The sequence below is a fragment of the Corallococcus sp. RDP092CA genome (assembly GCF_041903675.1).
Taxonomy (GTDB): domain Bacteria; phylum Myxococcota; class Myxococcia; order Myxococcales; family Myxococcaceae; genus Corallococcus.
In genome coordinates this window covers 290,527-310,500 of sequence record NZ_JAYESI010000002.1, presented here as the reverse complement: position 1 = coordinate 310,500, position 19,974 = coordinate 290,527, and the positions used below count along the sequence as shown (strand labels likewise).

General features: G+C 73.2%; 16 protein-coding genes. 8 read left to right on the top strand and 8 right to left on the bottom strand.

What is annotated here, in order from left to right:
* The first annotated feature begins 10 nt into the window (after positions 1–10).
* The gene (gene astB / locus U8525_RS03520) at positions 11–1,333 is read left to right on the top strand and encodes an N-succinylarginine dihydrolase (protein WP_374261135.1); all 1,323 of its coding nucleotides are present in this window, start codon (positions 11–13) and stop codon (positions 1,331–1,333) included.
* A gap of 134 nt (positions 1,334–1,467) precedes the next feature.
* Positions 1,468–1,995, top strand: coding sequence for an aminoacyl-tRNA deacylase (locus U8525_RS03515; RefSeq protein WP_374261132.1), 528 nt, complete (start codon positions 1,468–1,470; stop codon positions 1,993–1,995).
* A 5-nt stretch (positions 1,996–2,000) separates the two neighbouring features.
* Here U8525_RS03515 and U8525_RS03510 read toward each other — a convergent pair whose 3' ends face one another.
* Positions 2,001–4,628, bottom strand: a complete 2,628-nt coding sequence (locus U8525_RS03510; RefSeq protein WP_374261129.1) for an O-antigen ligase family protein — start codon at positions 4,626–4,628, stop codon at positions 2,001–2,003.
* Between the two features lie 163 nt (positions 4,629–4,791).
* Here U8525_RS03510 and U8525_RS03505 point away from each other — a divergent pair, with 163 nt between their 5' ends.
* A complete protein-coding gene (locus tag U8525_RS03505; protein ID WP_374261127.1) occupies positions 4,792–5,067 on the top strand; it encodes a hypothetical protein in 276 nt (91 codons plus the stop codon).
* A 19-nt stretch (positions 5,068–5,086) separates the two neighbouring features.
* Here the strand turns inward: U8525_RS03505 and U8525_RS03500 are convergent, their stop codons facing one another.
* The 7 genes from U8525_RS03500 to U8525_RS03470 all read right to left on the bottom strand — a co-directional run bounded on the left by U8525_RS03500 (position 5,087) and on the right by U8525_RS03470 (position 13,535).
* Positions 5,087–6,274, bottom strand: a complete 1,188-nt coding sequence (locus U8525_RS03500; RefSeq protein WP_374261125.1) for an acyltransferase family protein — start codon at positions 6,272–6,274, stop codon at positions 5,087–5,089.
* Positions 6,271–7,569 (bottom strand): UDP-glucose/GDP-mannose dehydrogenase family protein, encoded by a 1,299-nt coding sequence (locus tag U8525_RS03495; protein WP_374261122.1) that lies wholly within the window; start codon positions 7,567–7,569, stop codon positions 6,271–6,273. Before U8525_RS03495 ends, U8525_RS03500 begins: the two co-directional genes overlap by 4 nt.
* 104 nt (positions 7,570–7,673) lie before the next feature.
* Positions 7,674–8,645 (bottom strand): nucleotidyltransferase family protein, encoded by a 972-nt coding sequence (locus tag U8525_RS03490; RefSeq protein WP_374261119.1) that lies wholly within the window; start codon positions 8,643–8,645, stop codon positions 7,674–7,676.
* Between the two features lie 39 nt (positions 8,646–8,684).
* Positions 8,685–9,761: a nucleotidyltransferase family protein gene (locus U8525_RS03485; RefSeq protein WP_374261117.1), complete on the bottom strand. Its 1,077-nt coding sequence runs from the start codon at positions 9,759–9,761 to the stop codon at positions 8,685–8,687.
* Between the two features lie 4 nt (positions 9,762–9,765).
* Complete coding sequence (locus tag U8525_RS03480; protein WP_374261115.1) at positions 9,766–11,256, bottom strand: MraY family glycosyltransferase; 1,491 nt, start codon at positions 11,254–11,256, stop codon at positions 9,766–9,768.
* Between the two features lie 88 nt (positions 11,257–11,344).
* Positions 11,345–12,490, bottom strand: coding sequence for a glycosyltransferase family 4 protein (locus U8525_RS03475; RefSeq protein ID WP_374261112.1), 1,146 nt, complete (start codon positions 12,488–12,490; stop codon positions 11,345–11,347).
* Between the two features lie 16 nt (positions 12,491–12,506).
* Positions 12,507–13,535 (bottom strand): ROK family protein, encoded by a 1,029-nt coding sequence (locus tag U8525_RS03470; protein ID WP_374261110.1) that lies wholly within the window; start codon positions 13,533–13,535, stop codon positions 12,507–12,509.
* Between the two features lie 236 nt (positions 13,536–13,771).
* Between U8525_RS03470 and U8525_RS03465 the strand changes: the two genes are divergently transcribed.
* The 5 genes from U8525_RS03465 to U8525_RS03445 are packed head-to-tail and all read left to right on the top strand — an operon-like array spanning position 13,772 to position 19,972.
* Positions 13,772–15,292, top strand: a complete 1,521-nt coding sequence (locus U8525_RS03465) for an oligosaccharide flippase family protein (protein ID WP_374261107.1) — start codon at positions 13,772–13,774, stop codon at positions 15,290–15,292.
* Positions 15,289–16,425 (top strand): hypothetical protein, encoded by a 1,137-nt coding sequence (locus tag U8525_RS03460; protein ID WP_374261105.1) that lies wholly within the window; start codon positions 15,289–15,291, stop codon positions 16,423–16,425. Before U8525_RS03465 ends, U8525_RS03460 begins: the two co-directional genes overlap by 4 nt.
* A gap of 23 nt (positions 16,426–16,448) precedes the next feature.
* Positions 16,449–17,573, top strand: coding sequence for a glycosyltransferase family 4 protein (locus U8525_RS03455; protein WP_374261502.1), 1,125 nt, complete (start codon positions 16,449–16,451; stop codon positions 17,571–17,573).
* A gap of 15 nt (positions 17,574–17,588) precedes the next feature.
* Positions 17,589–18,824 (top strand): glycosyltransferase family 4 protein, encoded by a 1,236-nt coding sequence (locus tag U8525_RS03450; protein WP_374261103.1) that lies wholly within the window; start codon positions 17,589–17,591, stop codon positions 18,822–18,824.
* On the top strand, positions 18,821–19,972 hold the full coding sequence (locus U8525_RS03445) for a glycosyltransferase family 4 protein (RefSeq protein ID WP_374261101.1): 1,152 nt from the start codon (positions 18,821–18,823) through the stop codon (positions 19,970–19,972). The genes U8525_RS03450 and U8525_RS03445 overlap by 4 nt, the downstream gene beginning before the upstream one ends.
* Positions 19,973–19,974 lie beyond the last annotated feature (2 nt).

Genomic DNA, 19,974 nt, shown 5'->3' with positions numbered 1-19,974 from the left:
TCCATATCCCATGCGCGAATACAACTTCGACGGCCTCATCGGCCCGACCCACAATTACGCCGGCCTCTCGCCGGGCAACCTGGCGTCACAGCACCACGGCGGCCAGCCCAGTCACCCCCGGGAGGCGGCGCTCCAGGGGCTGGAGAAGATGCGCTTCGTGTCGGAGCTGGGCGTGGGCCAGGCGGTGCTGCCGCCCCAGCCGCGCCCCTCCCTGCGCACCCTGCGCGCTCTGGGCTTCACGGGCTCCGACGAGGAGGTCATCACCCGCGCCGCGCGCGACGCGGAGCACCTGCTGCGCCTCACCTCCAGCGCCTCCGCCATGTGGACGGCGAACGCGGCCACGGTGGCGCCGTCGGCGGACACCGCGGACGGCCGGGTGCACCTGACGCCCGCGAACCTCACGCAGATGTTCCACCGCGCCATCGAGGCGGACACCACGCACGCGGTGCTGCGCGCCATCTTCGCGGACGCGAAGCACTTCCAGGTGCACGCCCCGCTGCCGGGCGGCGCGCACTTCGCGGACGAGGGCGCGGCCAACCACACGCGCCTCTTCACCCCGGGCCACAAGGCCGTGCACCTGCTCGCCTGGGGGCGCAGCGCGTGGCAGGACGTGCAGGGGCCGCGGCGCTTCCCCGCGCGCCAGACGCTGGAGTCCAGCCAGGCCCTGGCGCGGCTGCACCAGCTGGCGCCGGAGCAGGTGCTGCTGCCGCAGCAGCACCCGGACGGCATCGACGCGGGCGCGTTCCACACGGACGTGCTCGCGGTGGGCAACGAGCGCTTCCTCATGCTGCACGCGCTGGCGTTCGTGGAGCACCCGAAGCTCCTCCAGACGCTGCGCGAGAAGCTGGGGGACGCCTTCCGCTTCGAGGTCGCCACGGACGCCGAGCTGCCGGTGAAGGACGCGGTGCGCGCGTACCCGTTCAATTCGCAGGTGCTGTCGCTGCCGGACGGCACCATGGCCATCATCGCGCCCACCGAGAGCCGCGAGACGCCCACCGCCCGCGCCTTCCTGGAGCGCGTCGTCGCCGGAGACAACCCGGTGAAGGCCGTGCACTACCTGGACGTTCGGCAGTCCATGAACAACGGCGGCGGCCCGGCGTGCCTGCGTCAGCGCATCACGCTCACGGACGCGGAGCGCGCGGCCATCACCGCGGACGTCTTCTACTCCCAGGCCCTGCACGAGACGCTGGCCGCGTGGGTGCGCAAGCACTACCGCGACGTGCTCAAGCCGGACGACGTGCGGGACCCGCTGCTCGCCCGCGAGACGATGACCGCGCTCGACGAGCTGACGCGCCTGCTCAAGCTGGGCAGCGTGTACGACTTCCAGCGGTGACCCGGAGTGCCCCGCCTGCCTGCCCCCCGGCGCACCGGACGGGGGCAGGCGGCCACGGCCGCCCTGCTTGAATGGCGATTGGCCGCTCGCGTCGTCCGGACACACCTTGAACGCCTGAGGAGGTGAGGTCCCCCATGATTCCGAAAGCCATTCAAAGCTATCTGCGGCGGCACCGCGTCCCCTTCGAGCGATATGCCCACGCCCGGGCGGTGACCGCGATGGAGCTCGCGGACGCACTCAACGTGCCCGGCCGGCGCGTGGCCAAGTCCGTCATCGTGCTGGCGGACCGTCAGCCCTGGATCGTGGTCGTGCCCGCGATGTCGACCGTGGACCTGCGGCAGGTCCGAGACACGTTGGGCGTCCGCACCGCGCGGCTCGCCGCCGAGTCCGAGTTCACCGACCATTTCCCTGGCTGCGAGACGGGCGCGGAGCCTCCCTTCGGAGAGCTGTACGGCCTGCCTGTCGCGATGGATGAAGCCCTGAGCGTCAACGAGCGGCTGCTGTTCCGCGCGGGCTCGCACGAGGAGGCCCTGGAGATGCGCTTCCAGGACTTCGCGCGCCTGGAGTGGCCCCTGGTCGCGTCCTTCATCCAGCCGCTGCCGCGGGAGGAGCAGGAGCCCGCCTACGGCTCGCCGCTCGAAGACTCCGGCGCTCCGGCCTGACGCCGTCATGGCGCGGGGACGTCGCTGAGCGCGGGTGCGCCCGGCGGTCGCAGGTCCCGCGTCTTCGCCTCCTCCAGCAGCGCCTTGTCCTGGTGTGCGTCCTGGAGCGCACGCTCGCGCTCCTCCAGCCGCGCCGCCCAGGCCTCCCCCTCCGCGCGCCGTGCGTCATTGAACGGCATGAGCCGCAGCCCCTCGTGCACCGAGCGCGCCGCCGCGTCGTAGCGCGACAGCAGCTCCTGCAACCGGGCCACCGCGAAGTGGCTCTCTGGGCCGGGCAGCAGCCCCACGACCGAGCGGCGCTGCTCCAGGGCACGGGCCAGCAGGCCCTCCTTTTCAAAGCTGTCCGCCTCCAGCGACATCAGGCGCGCGCGCTGAGGCAGGTCGGTCAGGGACGGCGCCACGGCGGCCAGCGTGTCCCGGGACTTCCGCGTGAGACCGGCCTCCTGCTGCCGCGTGGCCAGCGTGAAGGCCAGCTCCACGTCGTGGGGGAAGCGCCGCGCGAGCGCCTCCAGCGATTGGAGCGCCTCCGCGCCCCTCCCCTGCGCGCGCCACACGTCCGCGCGCAGCAGGTGCGTGGCCAGCGCGTCCGGAGCGCGCCGCTCCACCTCCGCGCACGCGGCCTCCGCGGCGGGGAGCTCGCCCTGGGCCAGGCGGCCGCGCGCTTCCAGCATCCACAGCGCGGTGGCTTCGGGCCGGCCCTCGAAGTGCTCGCGCGCCCAGGCGAGCCAGGCCAGGCCCAGGGCTCGACGCGAGGGCACGGCGAGCAGCGCCTCCGCTAGCTCCACGACCTGTCCAGGGGCTTCGGGCGTGAGGGTCTTCAGCTCCTCGACCGTGCGGGCCCTGGGCATCGCCTCGCCAGGCAACACGCGCGTGTCCCCGGCCTCATGCGCGAGCCGGTACTCCAGGAAGGCCTGCTCGCGCCGGCCCAGGTGCAGCAGGGCCCGCGCGGCCACGCGGTGCGCGGGCGCGTCCAGGGGCCGCAGGTACAGCGTGTGATTGACGAAGGCCAAGGCGTCCTTCGCGCCCGCCGCGCCGTTCGACACGGAGGCCATCGCCATCAACCGGTACAGCAGGTAGTCCGCCGGGTGGACGTCGATGAGCGAGAGCCCCAGCGCGCGCACCTCCGCGCCCGGCGCACGGGAGGCCACGCGCTCCGCCAGCAGGGCCTCCGCGTCCGCCATCCGCCGCCGGCCCGGCACGAGCGCGACGAGCATCACCGCCGTGAGCCCCGACGCCAGCACCAGCGCCGGACGGGCGGACAGCGCGCCCATCCTGGGGCGATGCGCGGCCAGGCGCTCGGCTTCGCGGGGCCGGGCCACCGCGCCCAGCACCACCGCGACCGCGACCGCGCACGCGGGCAGCTCCAGGCTGAAGTCGAAGAGGTTGTGCAGCGCCAGCGCCGCCACGCCGGACAGCGCCGCCAGCTCCACCGGCCCGTGGTCCTCGCGCCGCACGCGCTTCACGAAGGCCCAGCCGCCCAGCCCCAGCAGCAGCAGCCCCGGCACGCCCCACTCCGCCGCCACCTGGAGCACCGCGTTCTCCGGGTGCGTGAAGGTGTTGGGGTTGGGCTCGGTCTGGTAGCGCGGGAAGGCGGCCTCGAAGGCGCCGCGTCCCATGCCCAGCACCGGGAAGGCGCGGGCCGCGCGGGCCATCATCGGCCAGGGCTCCATCTTGCCGTGGCGCAGGGACTCCACGCCGTCCACGGTGCGCGCCTCCGCCCACAGCTGATCCGCCGCGAGGTACGCGCCCACCGACACCGTGGCCAGCAGCCCCAGCAGCACCGCCGCGCCCCGCCCCCACGCGGGCCTCGCGGGCGTGCGGGCCTCGCGCCGCTGCTTCATCAGCCACGCGGCGAGCAGCACCTGCCCGAAGACGAAGAACGCGATGCCCGCGCGCGACAGCGACAGCAGCACGCCCGCGCCGGAGACGAGCGCCGCCATCGCGAAGGGCCACGCGCGCGCGCGCGGCTGCTTCGACAGCGCGAGCCCCACCGCCACCGTCGAGCACAGCCCGAGGAAGCCCGCCAGGTGGTTGGGGTTGCCGAACGGCGTCACCAGCGGCGGCCGCGCATGAACGTACGCCCGGAGCCCGAACAGCGTCTCCACGCCGAACAGCGCGTGCCCCAGCCCCACCGCCGCCACCGCCGCGCCCGTGAACGCCAGCGCCGAGAGCAGCCGCTGCCGCGACGCGCGCGCACGGCACACCTGCGCCGCCGCGACGAACGTCAGCAGGGAGGCCAGGTGCTTCGCCAGCTCACGCCAGGTGGCGGAGGGCTCCAGCGACACCGGGCGCCAGCCCGTGAGCCCCAGCGGCACGAGCACGTCCGCGCGCAGCGCCGCGGCCTCCGGGCTCACCCACGACAGCAGCCCCGGTGGCAGCGGCACGAGCTGCAGCGCGCACAGCGCCACGCCCCCCACCAGCGGCGCGGCCAGGAGCGGCACGCGGAGGGTGTTCCCCTGGCGCCGGGCCCCGACGACGGCCAGCAGCGCCGCGGCCCCGGACAGCAAGCCCAGCGGCCAGGACACCCAGCGCGCCGCGCCGCCGAGCGCCACCGGCCCCAGCAGCACCAATGCCGCGAGCGCCACTTCCGCGTAGACGGTGTACCGGGAGACGCGGTGGGAGCCAGGAGCCATGCGCGGCGCGGGAGTATGTCACGCTCCTCGTGGGCCTCCGCGGCCCGTCCCCCGGACGCCTGGACGCCTCCTCTCCGGGCACGGCCGTTCAGGACCCGAATGAACGCGACCCCGGGGACACCGCTTGCATCCGGGGAACCATCTGGCATCTTCGCCCGACCCCATGCGTCGCCTCCTCCTCACCGCCGCCGTCCTCTGCGCCTCCCTCTCCGGACTCACCGCGTGCAAGAGCGCCTGCCGCGAGCTGTCCGAGAAGCTCTGCGAGTGCGCCCTGAACTCGGTGGAGAAGCAGGCCTGCCAACAGACTGCCGCCGACAATGAGGGCCGCGTGGAGCCCACCGCCGAGGACGAGGCCGTCTGCGAGGCGAGGCTCGACGGCTGCGACTGCCGCGCCATCGAGACCGAGGAAGGCAAGAAGGCCTGCGGCCTCGCCCGCTGACGGCGGGCGGTCGCGAGGCTCAGGCGCTTGGCGCCACTCGCGCCGAAGCCGCCTGCGCGGCCGTGCCCTCCACCCACGGCTGAAGCCCGCGCCGCACCCGCGTGCGCCACGGCGTCTCCACCCACCGGTGCACCGCCACCGACGCGGGCACCAGCAACACCAGCAGCGCCGCCAGGAAGCGCGTGGGCGACGACAGGTCCACGAAGCGCTGCATCCAGTGCACCAGCTCGCTGACCGGGTACTGCAACAGGTACAGCGCGTAGCTGGCCCCGCCCAGGTGCACCAGCCACGGCCGCGCCAGCACCTGCCCCAGCGGCCCCCCGCCGCGCGCCAGCCCGTACACCAGCAGCCCTGACGCGGGCGCCAGCAGCGCGTTGTGCATCAGCGGATACGGAATCGACGCGCCCCGCGAGAAGCCAACCAGCAGCAGCGCCGCGCCCGCCAGCGCCATCACCGCGCCGGAGCGCCGGGGCGCCGCCGCCGCCCGCTCCCGCACGAAGACGAGCCCCAGCAGCACGCCCAGCAGGAACTCCGGCAGGCGCATCAGCGGATTGAACTTCACCACCGCCAGCCAGGTCCCGCCGAACGCCGCGCTCAACGTGCCCGGCCCGTCCGGCCGCAGCACCATGTAGAGCACCGGCGGCAGCAGCCCCAGCAGCCACACGCCCGCGAGGGCCGCCGCCATGCGCGCGCCCCGGAAGCGCTCCAGCCGCCCGGCCAGCGCGGGGAACACGGCGTAGAAGAACGCCTCCACCGACACGGACCAGGACGGCGGGTTCCAGTACAGCGCCAGCTTCGGCACCCACGACTGGAGCAGCAGCAGCGTGGTGAGCCCCGCCGTGGTCAGCTTCGCCGCGGCCACCGGCACGGAGTTCGCCGCCAGCGAGCCCTGCGCCGTGGCCACCGCCGACAGCAGGAACATCAGGAGGAACACCGGATAGACGCGCGCCACGCGCGCGCTCCAGAAGGCCCGGGGTGGGGTCTGCATCCCGCCGGCCGCGTCCACGTAGTTGTACGCGAGCACGAAGCCGGACAGGAGGAAGAAGACCCCCACGGACGCGTAGCCGGAGGCCACCGCCTGCACCATCCACTCCGGCGCCACGCCCTGGATGCACGGGGTGCCGAAGTGGAACAACACGACGTGCAGGGCCGCCAGGAAGCGCAGCCCTGTCAGCGCATCCAGCGAGCCTCCGGACCGCTGCTTCATTTACGGCCGATGCCGAAGTAGGTGAAGCCCAGCTCCCGCATGCGCGCGGGCTGGAAGATGTTGCGGCCGTCGAACACGACCGGCGACTTCATCAGCTTCTTCATGCGGTCGAAGTCCGGGTGGCGGAACTCGTTCCACTCCGTCACCACGAACAGGCCGTCCACGCCCTCCAGCGCGTCGTAGGGCAGGTCCGCGTAGCGGATGCGGTCGCCGAAGACGCGCCTGGACGCGTGCGCGGCCACCGGGTCGTGCGCAATCACGGACGCGCCCTTGCCGATGAGCCCTTCGATGACCTCGATGGAGGGCGCCTCGCGCATGTCGTCCGTCTTCGGCTTGAACGCCAGGCCCCAGACGCCGAACTTCTTGCCCTCCAGCGACCCGTAGTGCTTCACGGCCTTGCTCACCAGCAGCTTCTTCTGCCGCTCGTTGGTGCGCTCCACCGCGCGCAGCAGGTCCAGCTCCAGGCCGTACTCCCGCGCCGTGGTGACGAGCGCCTTCACGTCCTTGGGGAAGCAGGAGCCGCCGTAGCCCACGCCCGGGAAGAGGAACGGGTAGCCGATGCGCTTGTCCGCGCCCAGGCCCTTGCGCACGAAGTCCACGTCCGCGCCCACCTTCTCGCAGAGCGCGGAGATGTCGTTCATGAAGGAGATGCGCGTGGCGAGCATCGCGTTGGCCGCGTACTTCGTCAGCTCCGCGGAGCGCGTGTCCATGAACAGGATGGGGTTCTCCGTGCGCACGAACGGCGCGTAGAGCTCCCCCATGATGGCCCGGGCCCGCTCGGTGTCCGCGCCGATGACGACGCGGTCCGGCTTGAAGAAGTCATCCAGCGCGGCGCCCTCCTTGAGGAACTCCGGGTTGGAGACGACGTCGAACTCCACGTCCGTCACCTTCGCGATGGCCTCGCGAACCTTGTCCGCGGTGCCCACCGGCACGGTGCTCTTGTCCACCACCACCGTGTACTGCTTCATCGCGCGGCCCACCGCCTGCGCCGCCGCGAGCACGTACTGGAGGTCCGCCTCGCCGCTCTCGCCTTCCGGCGTGCCCACGGCGATGAACACGGCCTGCGCGTTCTGCACGCCCTCGGCCAGGTTCGTGGTGAACGTGAGGCGCTTCTCCTTCACGTTCTTGCGGATGAGCTCCTCCAGGCCCGGCTCGTAGATGGGGATCTGTCCATCCTGGAGCATGCGGATCTTCCGCTCGTCGATGTCCACGCACGCGACGTCGTTGCCCGAGTCCGCGAAGCAGGTGCCCGCGACGAGTCCGACATAGCCCGATCCGATAATGGCAATGCGCATTCTTTCAGTGTCCTGGTTTCGACAGGTGGCGTCATGAACTCATACGCCGACCCGCGCACTGAAAGAAAGCCCGGGCGCGCAGGACGCCGAGCGGCCAGACAGCCTTATCGCCCCGTGAGGAGGCGGCGCAGTCGGTCCACACCCCGCAGGGCGGAGGAACGTCCGGGGGTGCTCACCGGACCCACCACGCCCCGGTCCAGCAGCTCGCGGGTCGCGCGGCGCAGCGGCGGCAGGGCGGCGGTGGCCTGCGCCTCCGCCTCCGGGAACAGCCGCGCCACGATGGAGAGCGACGTGTAGAGCGCGCGCTCCAGCCCGAACGCCTCCGCGCGCGCGAGGAGCGCCGGCACGTCCAGCGGGCGCGAGTACACGCCGCCCATCCAGGTGGCGCCGGTGACGAGCTCGCGCAGGTCCACGAACGACAGCCACGGCACGTCGTATCCGTGGTGGGCCTGGTCCAGCGCGGTGAGCAGCAGCACGTCCTCCAGCTCCGGGCGGAAGACGGACTGGCCGTAGACCTTCATGGGGCGGGCGCGCTCGAAGATGCCGGCCAACTGCTCACGCCGGTTCGCGCCCAGCACGTCCGCGTAGAGGTGGATGGGGGTGCGGCCGTCGGACACGACGCGCACCGCGCCGCTGTTCGTCGTGTCCGGCTCCGGGACGAACTCGTGGTTGGACAGGTAGCCGGCGAAGCCGTCCACGTCCATGCGGCGCACCAGCACCTGGATGTCCAGCACGGGCCGGAAGCCCACGTGCGGATAGAGCGCCTCCGCGAAGGCCGCGCCGCCCAGGAGCAGCAGCTTGCGGCCCTCCAGCTGATCCACGATGCGCTTGAAGTGGACCAGCTTCATGACGTTGTCGTTCACGGAGCCGGTGTAGATGGACATCATCCGGTCGCGGGCCCACTCCGGCGCCTCGCCGCCGCCCATCCGGTACTCCAGGTTGTACGCCGCGAGCGGCGCCAGGCCCTGGGAGATGGCCCAGTCGACGTAGGCCTCCCACGGCGCGCCCTTGAGCTTGCCGCGCGGCGGGTCGAAGGAGGACAGGACCCTGAACATGTCGAGGAGGCCAGGCGCCATGGTGCGGCACCTTTAATGGGCCGGACCCGCCCGCCGCAATCACCGTCTTCCAGCGGGCGAGCGGACGGGCCGTGGCGCTCCTGGCTCCGCCCCCGCCGCGGGAGGCGGCCGGGCGCCGCGCAGCCGCCGGAGCGCGTACCGCACCATGGGCCGGGCCCGGGGCGCCAGGACCAGCTTCGCGGCGACCCACGCGGGCTTGTGGCGCGCCAGGTCCGCGCCCACCAGCCGGGGCCCGGAGAACAGCCGCGTCGCCAGCGCGCGCTGCCACCGGGGCGGCGCGAGCGCCTTGAGGGCCCAGGGCGGCACGGGCGCGTCGAGCAGCCGGTGCGCGGCGTCCCACGCGTACCAGACCAGGTGGGGCAGCCCGGTCCGCCGCGCGCGCGTCACCACCCGGTCCCAGTCGAGCCGCGGGTGCGCCCGCGCCAGCAGCTTCAGGTCGAGCAGCCACGCCAGCCGCTGCAGCAGGTGGTTGCTCGCGTGCAGGGCCAGGTACACGGCCTCGTCCTCGGGGCTCAGGTAGCGCACGGGCTGGCCGTCCAGCGCCGCGTCCACGGCCCGCGCCACCAGCGCGTCGCCCTCCAGCGCCAGGCCGTAGCCCGCGAGCGCGCGGTAGTGCAGCTCCACCAGCCCGTCGGGGCCGGTGAGCTCCACGTGGTGCGCGTCGTCCCGGTCCACGTCGCCGGCCCGGGTGGCGAGCCCCATGCCCTCCAGCGCGTGCACGGCGCACAGCACCCGCGCGCGCGGCACCAGCAGGTCCACGTCGTGCGTCGCGCGCTGGAGCGGCTCCGGGTAGAGCCTGCGCGCCAGCCCGTAGCCCTTGAGCAGCACCGGCGTCACGCCCAGGGCCGCCAGCGCCGTCAGGCTGCGCGACAGCAGCGACCGCACGCGCATGCCCCGCGCCGCGGCGGAGCGGGCCTCGCGGGTGAGGAGCGCTCCCGCTTCCGGCGTCAGCGTCCAGCCCGCCTTCGCGAGCGAGTGCTCGACGAAGCCCGCGAGCCCATGGCGCACGGCGGCCTTCACCAGCGCGTCGCAGGCGCCCGCGTCCAGGGGCGAAGGAGCGGCCGGCGCCTCGGGCCACGCCCGGAGCAGGGTCAGCAGGGCCAGGGCGTCCTTCATGGGCTCACCGCCGGAGCGCGATGATGCGCGCGGGGTCCGCGGCCTCCAGCGCCACGAGCTGGCCCACGCGCTCCGCCACCGCGTCCGCCACCACCTCCAGGGCCAGCTCCTCGTCCCGGTCGATGGCGGCCCGGCCGTCGCGCCAGACCAGGCGCAGCGCGCCGCGCGGGGTGTCCGCCTCCTTCACGTCCAGGCGCACCTCCAGCGCGGCCCCGGCGCCGGCCCCCGGGTGCTGGGACTCGAAGACGACGCCGCCGCTCGCGTCCTCGTGCGGGCGGCGCAGGCGCAGCTCCAGCGCGGACAGGCTCAGCCCCGCGGACAGCGGGCGGACGGCGCTCCACACCTCCTGGAACGAGCCGGCCGCGCGCACCGCGGCGGTGACGGAGCGCACCAGCGAGCGCAGCTCCAGGTTGCGCTGGCGCGTCTGCTGGAGCACGTCCATGTGGCGCAGCATGTCCAGGTAGCCCAGCTTGCGCATCAGCACCATGATGACCACGCCGATGCCGCTGAGCAGCAGCGCGCTCTGCACGCTGTTGGCGAAGTGGAGCGCCAGCGCGGTGACCATGAACAGCGTGCACAGCGCGTAGAGCACCAGCACGGTGGTGCGGTGGGACAGCAGCAGGCGGCTCATCAGCCGGTGGTGGATGTGCTCCCTGTCCGCGCTGAACATGGGCCTGCCCAGCATCGAGCGGCGCACCATGGCCAGCAGCGTGTCCATGATGGGCAGGCCCAGCGCCATCACCGGCACGAGCAGCGCCACCGCGGTGCCGCTCTTCGACGACGTCTTGATGGAGACGGCCGCGAGCACGAAGCCCAGGAACATGCTGCCCGTGTCCCCCATGAAGATGGAGGCCGGGTTGAAGTTGAACACCAGGAACCCGAGGATGGCGCCCGCGAGCGACACCATCAGCAGGCACAGCAGCACGTCCCCGCGCATCAGCGCGAGCAGGAGGTGGGTGCCCACGCCGAAGAACGCGACGCCGCCCGCCAGCCCGTCCAACCCGTCGATGAGGTTGAGCGCGTTGATGACGCCCACCACCCACAGCACCGTCAGCGGCAGGCTCAGGAGCCCCAGCGTCAGCTCCGCGCCGAAGGGGTTGGCCAGCACCTCGATGCGGAAGCCCAGCGCGTACAGGCCCAGCGCCACCGCGAACTGCACGGAGAACTTCAGCCTCGCGCCCGCGCCCTTGAGGTCGTCGTAGAAGCCCAGCCCCGCGATGATGGCGCCGCCCACGAAGAGGCCGACGATGAGCGACGTCTGCGCGAGGAACTGGTCCCCCACCCCCGAGTCCACGAGGAACAGCGCGCACAGCGGCGCGAAGAAGCCCCCCACGATGCCAATGCCGCCCAGCCGCGGGATGGGCCGCACGTGCACCTTGCGGCTGGAGCTCACCGGGTCCAGCCAGCCCCACGCCAGCGCGCGCTCGCGCACGCGCCACGTGAGCACGAGCGCCACGAGGAGCGACACGAGGAAGGCGACGAAGAAGGTGACCATGCGAGAGGAGCGTCCGCCCCGCATCGTGACGGCCCCCCGAGCGGCACGTCAATGTCCCGACGTCACGGGGCTGGAACGATGCGCCTGACTACCTGCTGTCAGCCCGGCCTCGCAGGACCTCTTCATAGAGGGCCTGGGTCCGGGCGGCGATGTCGGACCAGGTGAGTCCCCGCACCTCCGCCTGGGCCGCGCGGCGCAGGGCGTACCGCCGGGGCGGATCCGCCGCCAGCTCGCGCACCGAGGCCACCAGCGCGTCCACGTCCCCGAGGGGGAAGAGCAGGCCCGTGCGGCCGGGGTGTACGACGGAGGGCGCCACGCCCACAGGGGTGGAGACGGGCACGAGCCCGGCGGCCATGGCCTCCACCAGCGCCATGCCGTAGCCCTCCGTGCGGCTGGCGAAGAGGAGCACCTCCTCGCGCGCGAGCAGGCCGGGCAGCGCCGCGTTCGCGTAGCGGGGGACGACGTGGAGCTGGGGCTGGAGCGACGCCGGGAAGGCGGCGCGGACCTCGGGCTCGGGGACGCCGGTGCCGTAGAGGGTCAGGGTGAAGGCGAGCCCCTCGGCCCGCAGCCGGGTCGCGGCGGCGATGACGTCCCCGATGCCCTTGGTCGGGAGGAAGGAGCCCACCATCGCGAGGCGCAAGGGGCCCTCGGCGGGCGGCGCCGGCAGGGACAGGCCGTGGAAGGCCGCGTCGAGCCCGTGGCCGATGACGCTCAGCTTCGAGGCGGGGACGCGCAGCTGTTCGCGCGCGAAGACGGCGTCGCCTTCGTTGAGGAGGATGGAGTGGTCCGCCAGGTGCAGCGTCCGCTCCACCTCCCAGAGGCGGAAGCCGCCGTGGTACAGCGGGTACTTCCAGCTCAGGCGCAGCCGGCCCTCGCGAGCGTCGGCGCGGATCCGCCGGGAGAGGGAGTGCTCCAGGCCGTGGCTGCGCGTCACCAGCGCGTGGCGGCGGGCGGCGCCGGGGCGGCCCGCCTGGGCCCAGGGCCACGCGTCCCCGGTGGTGACGTCGAGCACGTCATAGCGGCGCGCCGCGCGGGCCAGGTGCGCGGAGAGCACCCACGGGAAGCGCAGGTTGTGGAGCGCGGTGAGGCGCTCCACGCCGGGGAAGGCCTCGCCGTAGCTGTAGAAGTCCACGGCGCAGCCCCGGGCCTGGAGCGCGCGGCCCAGCGCGAGCGTCACGCCGGGAGCGCCCAGGTCCTGGGACAGCGGGTGGTGGATGGCCAGGAGCACGCGCATGCGCGCGCTTCATAGCTCACATCCGAGGGCCGGCGAGCAGAGCAGCGCCGATGGCGCCGGACAGGTCGCCCAGCTCGGCGATGCGCATCGCGGGCTTGCGCTCCGTGATGAACAGGTGCGGGTGCATGGCGTCCTGGATGTGGCCCAGGTACAGGGGGCCCAGCCGCGACCCCAGCCCGCCACCGAGGACGATGGCCTCCACGTCCAGCAGGTTGATGACGGAGGCGAGCGTCGCGCCCAGCATGTCGATGGCGCGCTCGATGAGCCGCGTCGCCAGCGGATCCTTCTGCTTCAGCGCGCTCGCCCAGACGCCGCTGGACAGGCGCGTGCGCTTCTTCTCGCGCATGATGTCGAAGAGGACGGTCTTCTCCCCCTTCTTCGCGGCCGCGCGCGCCTTGCGCTCCATGCACGCGCGCCCCGCGTAGGCCTCCAGGCAGCCGCGCCGGCCGCAGCCACAGCGCGCGCCGTTGGGCTTCGCCACCATGTGGCCAATCTCCCCAGCGGAGCCCTGCCCGCGCCACGGCACGCCGTTGAGCACCAGGCCTCCCCCCACGCCCGTGCCCCACCACACGCCCAGCACCGAGCGGTAGCCGCGCCCCGCGCCCAGCTTGTACTCGGCCGCGACCGCCACCTGGACGTCGTTGCCCAGCACCACCTTGCTCCCGCCCACGAGGTCGCCCAGGTCCGACGCCAGGGGATACGGCGCGTCCCAGCCGCCCGCGACATTCGCCGTGTGCGACAGCATGCCGGTGTTCGCGTCCACCGAGCCCGGCACGCCCACGCCCACGCCGGCGAGCTTCACGGGCTTGACGCCCGCGGTCCGCGAGGCCTCGTCCAGCGTGCCGTAGAGCTCCTTCACCACCTCGCCCGGGCCCCCCGTCGCGGGGGTCATGTGGCGGGCGCGGCCCAGCACCTCGCCGCGCGCGTCCACGACGACGGCTTCGATCTTCGTGCCCCCCAGGTCGATGCCTCCCCAGATGCGGGCCTTGTCTGCCGGAGTCCCGTTCCCCACACGGTGCCCGTTCTTCACTGACGCATCGGCCATGTCACGCCCCCGCGGCTCGCGGCCCCGGTGGCCGCACGCGGCACAATCTGCGCAGCGCGGTCGCGGCCCGGGCCGCCGCGCCGGGCACCCCGCGGCCGCCCGCCCGCTCCTCGGGGTGGCATGCGGGCCCTCCTTCCAGGACGTGGGGCGCCCTCCTCCGCGAGCCCCTGTTCGCCGGACGCGGGGGCGCATATAGGCTCCGGCGGAGTGTCTTCCGTGGAGCGCCCCGCCTTCCCATGAGCAGCCGTCCCCCTCCCGCGCCGGACGCCCCCGAGGCCCAGCCCCTGGACACCTCGGACGTGAAGGTCCGCGCGCAGCGCTCCATCATCGCCCTGGGCCTGCGGACGCTCGGCTCGCTGGGTCTGCGCGTGGTGAGCTCGCTCGCCTTGTCGCACCTGCTGTTCCCGGGGGACTACGGCGCGTTCGCCATCGTGGCCTTCACCGCCGCGATGGGCGCGTTCCTGGGGGACCTGGGGCTCAGCGCCTCGCTGGTGCGCCAGCAGCACGAACCCACGCAGGATGAAATCAGCACCGCCTTCTGGAGCCACCAGGCGTTCACGGTGCTCATCGTGGGCGTCATCCTGCTGCTCGCGCCGTGGCTGTCGCGCTCCTATGAGCTGGGCCCTTCGGGCGCCGCCATGGTGAGCGTGATGGGGCTGGGGCTGTTCTTCCACTCGCTGCGCGTCATCCCCATCATGATGCTGGAGCGGCAGCTGCGCTTCCCGGCGCTCGCGCGCATCGAGTTGATCGAGGGCATCGCGCAGACGGCGACCACCATCCTGCTGGCCTGGCTGCACTGCGGCGCGTGGTCGCTCATCGGCGGTGGGCTGATGCGGGGCGGGCTGGGGATGGTGATGTTCTGGGCGGCGGCGGGCTGGCGGCCCCGGGGCGCGTTCCGGTGGGACATCGTCAAGCGCCTCCTGTCCTTCGGCATCTGGTTCCAGCTCACGGGCATCATCCCCGCGGCGCTCCAGGGTTGGATTCCGCTGGTGGTGGGGCGCATGGAGGGCAAGGACGCGGTGGGCCTGGTGAACTGGGCGAGCGCCCTGGCCTCCGTGCCGCTGGCGCTGAGCAGCGTCCTCACCCGCGTGGCGTATCCGGCCTACAGCCGCATGCAGCAGGACACGGTCGCGCTGGCGGACTACCTGCGCACGTCCATCCGGCGCGTGAGCGCGCTCCTGTGCCTGGCCATTCCGTTCGGCGTCATCGCGCTGCCGCCCTTCATCCCGGTGGTGTTCGGCGAGCGGTGGAGCCTCGCGTCCGCGCTGGTGCAGTGGTTCACCATCGAGGCGTCGATGCAGGCGGTGCAGGGCCTGCTGCACTCGCAGCAGCACGCCAGCGGCCACGCGAGGGAGCGGATGTACGTGGCCACCACCTCCAGCGTGCTGCGCTTCGGCCTGGGCGCGCTGGCGGTGATGCACTGGGGCATCGTCGGGGTCGGCGTGAGCGCGACGGCCGTCACGTTGACGGAGCTGTGGGTCACCGCGCGGCTGGTGTCGCGCCGCAACCCGCACCTCTCGCGGCTCGAGTTCGAGGTCATGGAGCCGTTCCTCACGGTGGGCGCGCTGCTCGCGTTGGCGCTGGGCTTCTCGCGGCTCGCGACGGGACAGGGCGGGCTGCTGGTGCAGGCGTTGGTGGGGGCCGGGGTGCTGACCGCGCTGGTGCTCGCGCGCGAGGCCACGCGGCGCGGCCTGTCGCTCCTGGGCGAGTTGCGCGCCGTGGTCCAGCACCTGCGCGCGAGGCGGGCCCCTCCGTGAGCCGCGCGTGGCACCTGTTGACGGGGGAGTACCCGCCCGCTCCCGGCGGCGTCTCCGACCACTCCCGGAGCATCGCCCACGCCCTCCTGAAGGAGGGAGAGACGGTGCACGTCTGGACGTCCGGCGCGGACGGCGTCACGGATGATCAGGGCGTGACCGTGCACCGGTGGCCCGGAATCTTCACGCCGCCGGGGCTGGTGCGCCTGACACGCGAGCTGGACGCGACGCCCGGCCCTCGGAGGCTGCTGCTCCAGTACGTGCCGCACGCGTTCGGGCTGAAGGCGATGAACGTGCCGTTCTGCGCCTGGTTCGCGGCGAGGCGGCAGGACGAGCGCGCGCTGTTCCTCCACGAGGCGGTGTACCCGTGGAGTCCCGGCGCGCCGTGGAAGCACCAGGTGCTCGCGGGGGTCACGCGGGTGATGCTGCGCACGCTGGCGCTCGGCGTGGAGCGCGCCTACGTCTCCATCCCCACCTGGGCGGATCATCTGCCCGAGCCGCTGCGAAGCCAGGCCCGGTGGTGTCCCATTCCCAGCCCCCTGCCGCTCGACGTCCCGGTGGAGGCCGTGAGCGCGGTGCGCGAGGCGCTGGGAGGCGGCCCGACGGTGGCGCACTTCGGCACGTATGGCGGAGCCATCGTGGGGGGGCTGGAGGCGGTGCTCGTGCCGTTGTTGCAGCGGGACGAACAACGGCAGGCGCTGCTGCTGGGACGAGGCAGCCAGGATTGGTGTGAAGCGCTCTCACGCAAGCATCCCGCGCTGGCCCGCAGGCTCCATGCAAGGGACGGACTGGCACCGGAGGCCGTGGCCGCGCACCTGCGCGCGGCGGAGCTGATGTTGCAGCCCTACCCGGATGGCATCAGCGCCCGGCGCAGCAGCGCGATGGCCGGCCTGGGACTGGGCCTGCCCATCGTCACCCACACCGGGCACCTGAGCGAACCGCTGTGGCGTGAACTGCGGCCGGTGGCCCTCGCGGACGAGGCGTCACCCAGCGCGTTGCTGGCGCTCGCGGAGCACCTGTTGGAGCACGAGGAGGAGCGCCGGGTCCAGGGAGAGCGAGCGTCGCGCGTGTACCGTGAGCGCTTCGCGCTGGAGCGCACGATGGCGCACCTGCTGCGCCGTGGAGACACCGCGTGAGCCCCTTGCGGTTGAAGGTCCTGATGGATCCGCGCGAGGAGGGCTGGCCCAGCATGGACCTGGTGGGCGAGGCGCTCGCGGACGGCCTCGCGGCGTTTCCCGCCGAGGTCGACGTCACCCGCGTGCGGCCGTCCATCCCTCACGCCGTGCGCGCCCTGCCCCGCGTGGGAAGCCGCAAGGCCGCCTTCAACGCGGACCGGCTGCTCACGCGCTTCGGCCTCTATCCCGCGCGGCTGCTGCGGGAGCGCCTGGGCCACGATGCGTTCCACGTCGTGGACCACACCTACGCGCAGCTCGTCCACGCGCTGCCCGCGGAGCGCACCGGCGTCTTCTGCCATGACCTGGATGCCTTCCGCTCCGTCCTGGAGCCCCACCGTGAACCACGCCCCACGTGGTTCCGCATGATGGCTCGCGCGACGCTCAAGGGATTGGAGCGCGCGGCCATCGTCTTCCACAGCACGCAGCAGGTCCGCGATGAACTGCTCGCGCACGGCGTGGTGCCTCCCGAGCGACTGGTCTGGGCGCCCTACGGCGTATCACCCGAGTACCGGCTCGAACCCGTCCATGGAGACGACAGCGACGCGGTGCTCGCGCCGCTGGAGGGCCGGCCCTATCTGCTGCACGTGGGCAGCGCCATCCGTCGCAAGCGCCTGGACGTGCTCTTCGACGTCTTCGCTGCCCTGAGAGCCCGCCACCCGGACCTCATGCTGGTGCAGCAGGGCGGCGAGCTGGACGCGGCCCAGCAGGCGCAGGTGACACGGCTCGGACTGAAGGACGCGCTGCTGCAACCACCCCGGCAGGAGCGGGCCACGCTCGCGGGCATGTACCGCCGCGCCCGCGCGGTGCTGGTGCCCAGCGACGCGGAGGGCTTCGGCCTGCCCGTCATCGAAGCGCTGGCGTGTGGCGTCCCGGTGGTGGCCAGCGACCTGCCGGTGCTGCGCGAAGTGGGCGCGGACGCGTGCACGTACTGCCCGGTGGGCGACGTGGCCGCATGGGCGGAGACGGTGGATGCACTGCTCACGGGTCACGGGCCCACGCCATCGGCGGAGACGCGGCATGCGCGGGCCGCGCGCTTCACCTGGGGCGCCCATGCGCGCACCGTGCTGGATGCGTACCTGCATCGCCTTGACCGCCCCGGGCGGGTCTGATTCGGTCGGGTCCGCGTGCGGATCCTGTTCCTCAACCCCGTGGGTATCCTGGGCGGTGCCGAGCGCGCACTCGTGGACCTCCTCGCGTGCCTGCGCACGCTGGAGCCCGGCCTGTCGCTGCACCTCCTCGCGGGCACGGACGGGCCGCTCGTGGAGACGGCTCGGGGGCTCGGCGTGGAGGCGCGGGTGCTCGCCCTGCCTGACCGCCTCTCCGCGCTCGGGGACAGCGGCCTGCGGGAACAGGGCGGCGCGGCGCTCTGGCGCTTCACGCGCGAGCTGGCCCCCACGCCCCTGCTGCTGGGCCGCTACGGCCTCGACTTGAGACGCGCGGTGCGGGATGCGGCACCGGACCTGCTGCACTCCAATGGCATCAAGACGCACCTGCTGAGCGCGGCCACGGTCGGGCTGGCAGCGCCGCGCGTGTGGCACGTGCACGACTTCCTCGGCGAGCGTCCGCTCGTGCGGCGCGCGCTCTCCGGCCTGCATCCGCTGGCCTCGGCCGCCATCGCGAACTCCCACGCCGTGGGCGACGACGCGCGCGCGGTGCTCCGGAACGTGCCCGTGCATGTCGTGCCCAATGGCGTGGACGTGGAGCGGTTCTCTCCCGCGCCCGGTGACGGCGCGAACCTGGATGCACTGGCCGCGCTGCCGCCCGCGCCTCCGGGCACGCTGCGCGTGGGGCTGGTGGCCACGTATGCGCGCTGGAAGGGCCACGACGTCTTCCTGGAGGCCGCCGCGCGGTTGACGCGTGAAGCACCATCCCTGCCCGTGCGCTTCTACCTGGTCGGCGCGCCGCTCTACCGCACCGCCGGTTCACAGTTCACCGAGGCCGAGCTCCGTGAACAGGTGGAGCGCCACGGCCTCACTGGCCGCGTGGGCCTCGTGCCCTTCCAGCCCGAGCCCGCCCGCGTCTACCGGGCCCTGGACGTCTTCGTGCACGCGAGCACCCGCCGCGAGCCCTTCGGCCTCACCATCGCGGAGGCGCTCGCCTGCGGCCGGGCCGCCGTCGTCTCCCAATCGAGCGGCGCCGCCGAAGCGCTGCGAGATGGCGCGGACGTCCTGGCCATCGAACCCGGCAACGCGAACACGCTCGCCAAGGCCCTGCGCCGGCTGCTGGAGGACACCGCCTTGCGAGACGCCCTCGCCCGGGCGGCCCGCGACACCGCCGTGCGCCGCTTCTCCCGCGAGCGCTATGCCCGGGACATCCTCGCCGTGTACCGGAGCCTCGTCCCCGCGCGAGGGCACTCATGATGCGTCCCCGGAAGCTCGTCACCGTCTCGCACTCCTACGTCGTCACCCTCAACCGGCGGCTGGCCAACGAGATGTCCCGCGTGGGCGCGGGACGCTGGGACGTCACCGCCGTGGCGCCCAAGTCCTTCCACGGGGACCTGGGCCCGCTGGTGCTCCAGCGAGACCCCAGCGAGGCCGTGAACCTGGAGGGCGTGCGCGCGTTCTTCAGCCGCTCGCTGCACGGCTTCGTCTACGGACCGGAGCTGCGCGCCCGACTGTCGCGGGGCGTGGACCTGGTGCACCTGTGGGAGGAGCCCTACGTCTTCTCCGGCCTGGAGGTGGCGCTCCTGACGCCGCGCCACGTGCCGCTCGTCTTCTGCACGTTCCAGAACCTGGCCAAGCGCTACCCGCCCCCCTTCGCGCAGGCGGAGCGCTTCGTCGTGCGCCGCGCCGCCGGGTGGATCGCCTGGGGCCAGACGGTGCACGACACGCTCATGGCCCGTCCCGGCTACGCGCAGCGACCCTCGAACTTCATCCCCGTGGGCGTGGACGTGGAGCACTTCCGTCCGGATCCGGACGCGGGCCGAGCGTTCCATGAAGGCCTGGGCTGGAAGTCCGAAGGCCCCCCCGTGGTGGGCTACCTGGGCCGCTTCGTGCCGGAGAAGGGCCTGCGCCTCCTGATGGATGCGCTCAACGGATTACAGACGCCCTGGCGCGCCCTCTTCGTCGGCGGCGGTCCCCTGGAGTCGGACCTGCGCGCCTGGGCCGCGCGCCACGGAGACCGGGTGCGCGTCGTCACTGGCGTGAAGCACGCGGAGGTGCCGCGCGCGCTCAACGCCATGGACGTGCTCTGCGCGCCCAGCCAGACGACGCCCGCGTGGAAGGAGCAGTTCGGCCGCATGCTCGCGGAGGCCTTCGCGTGTGGCGTGCCCGTGCTCGCCAGCGACTCCGGGGAGATTCCGCACACCGTGGGCGATGCCGGGCGCATCCTGCCGGAGTCCTACGCTCCGGCATGGACCACCGCGCTCGCGGAGCTGCTGGAGAGCCCCGCGCAACGTCAGGACCTGAGCGCGCGAGGCCGGGAGCGCGCCGTGTCCCGCTTCGCCTGGCCTGTGGTCGCGAAGGCACACCTCGACTTCTTCGACCAGGTGCTCCAACGAGGGAGCTGAGG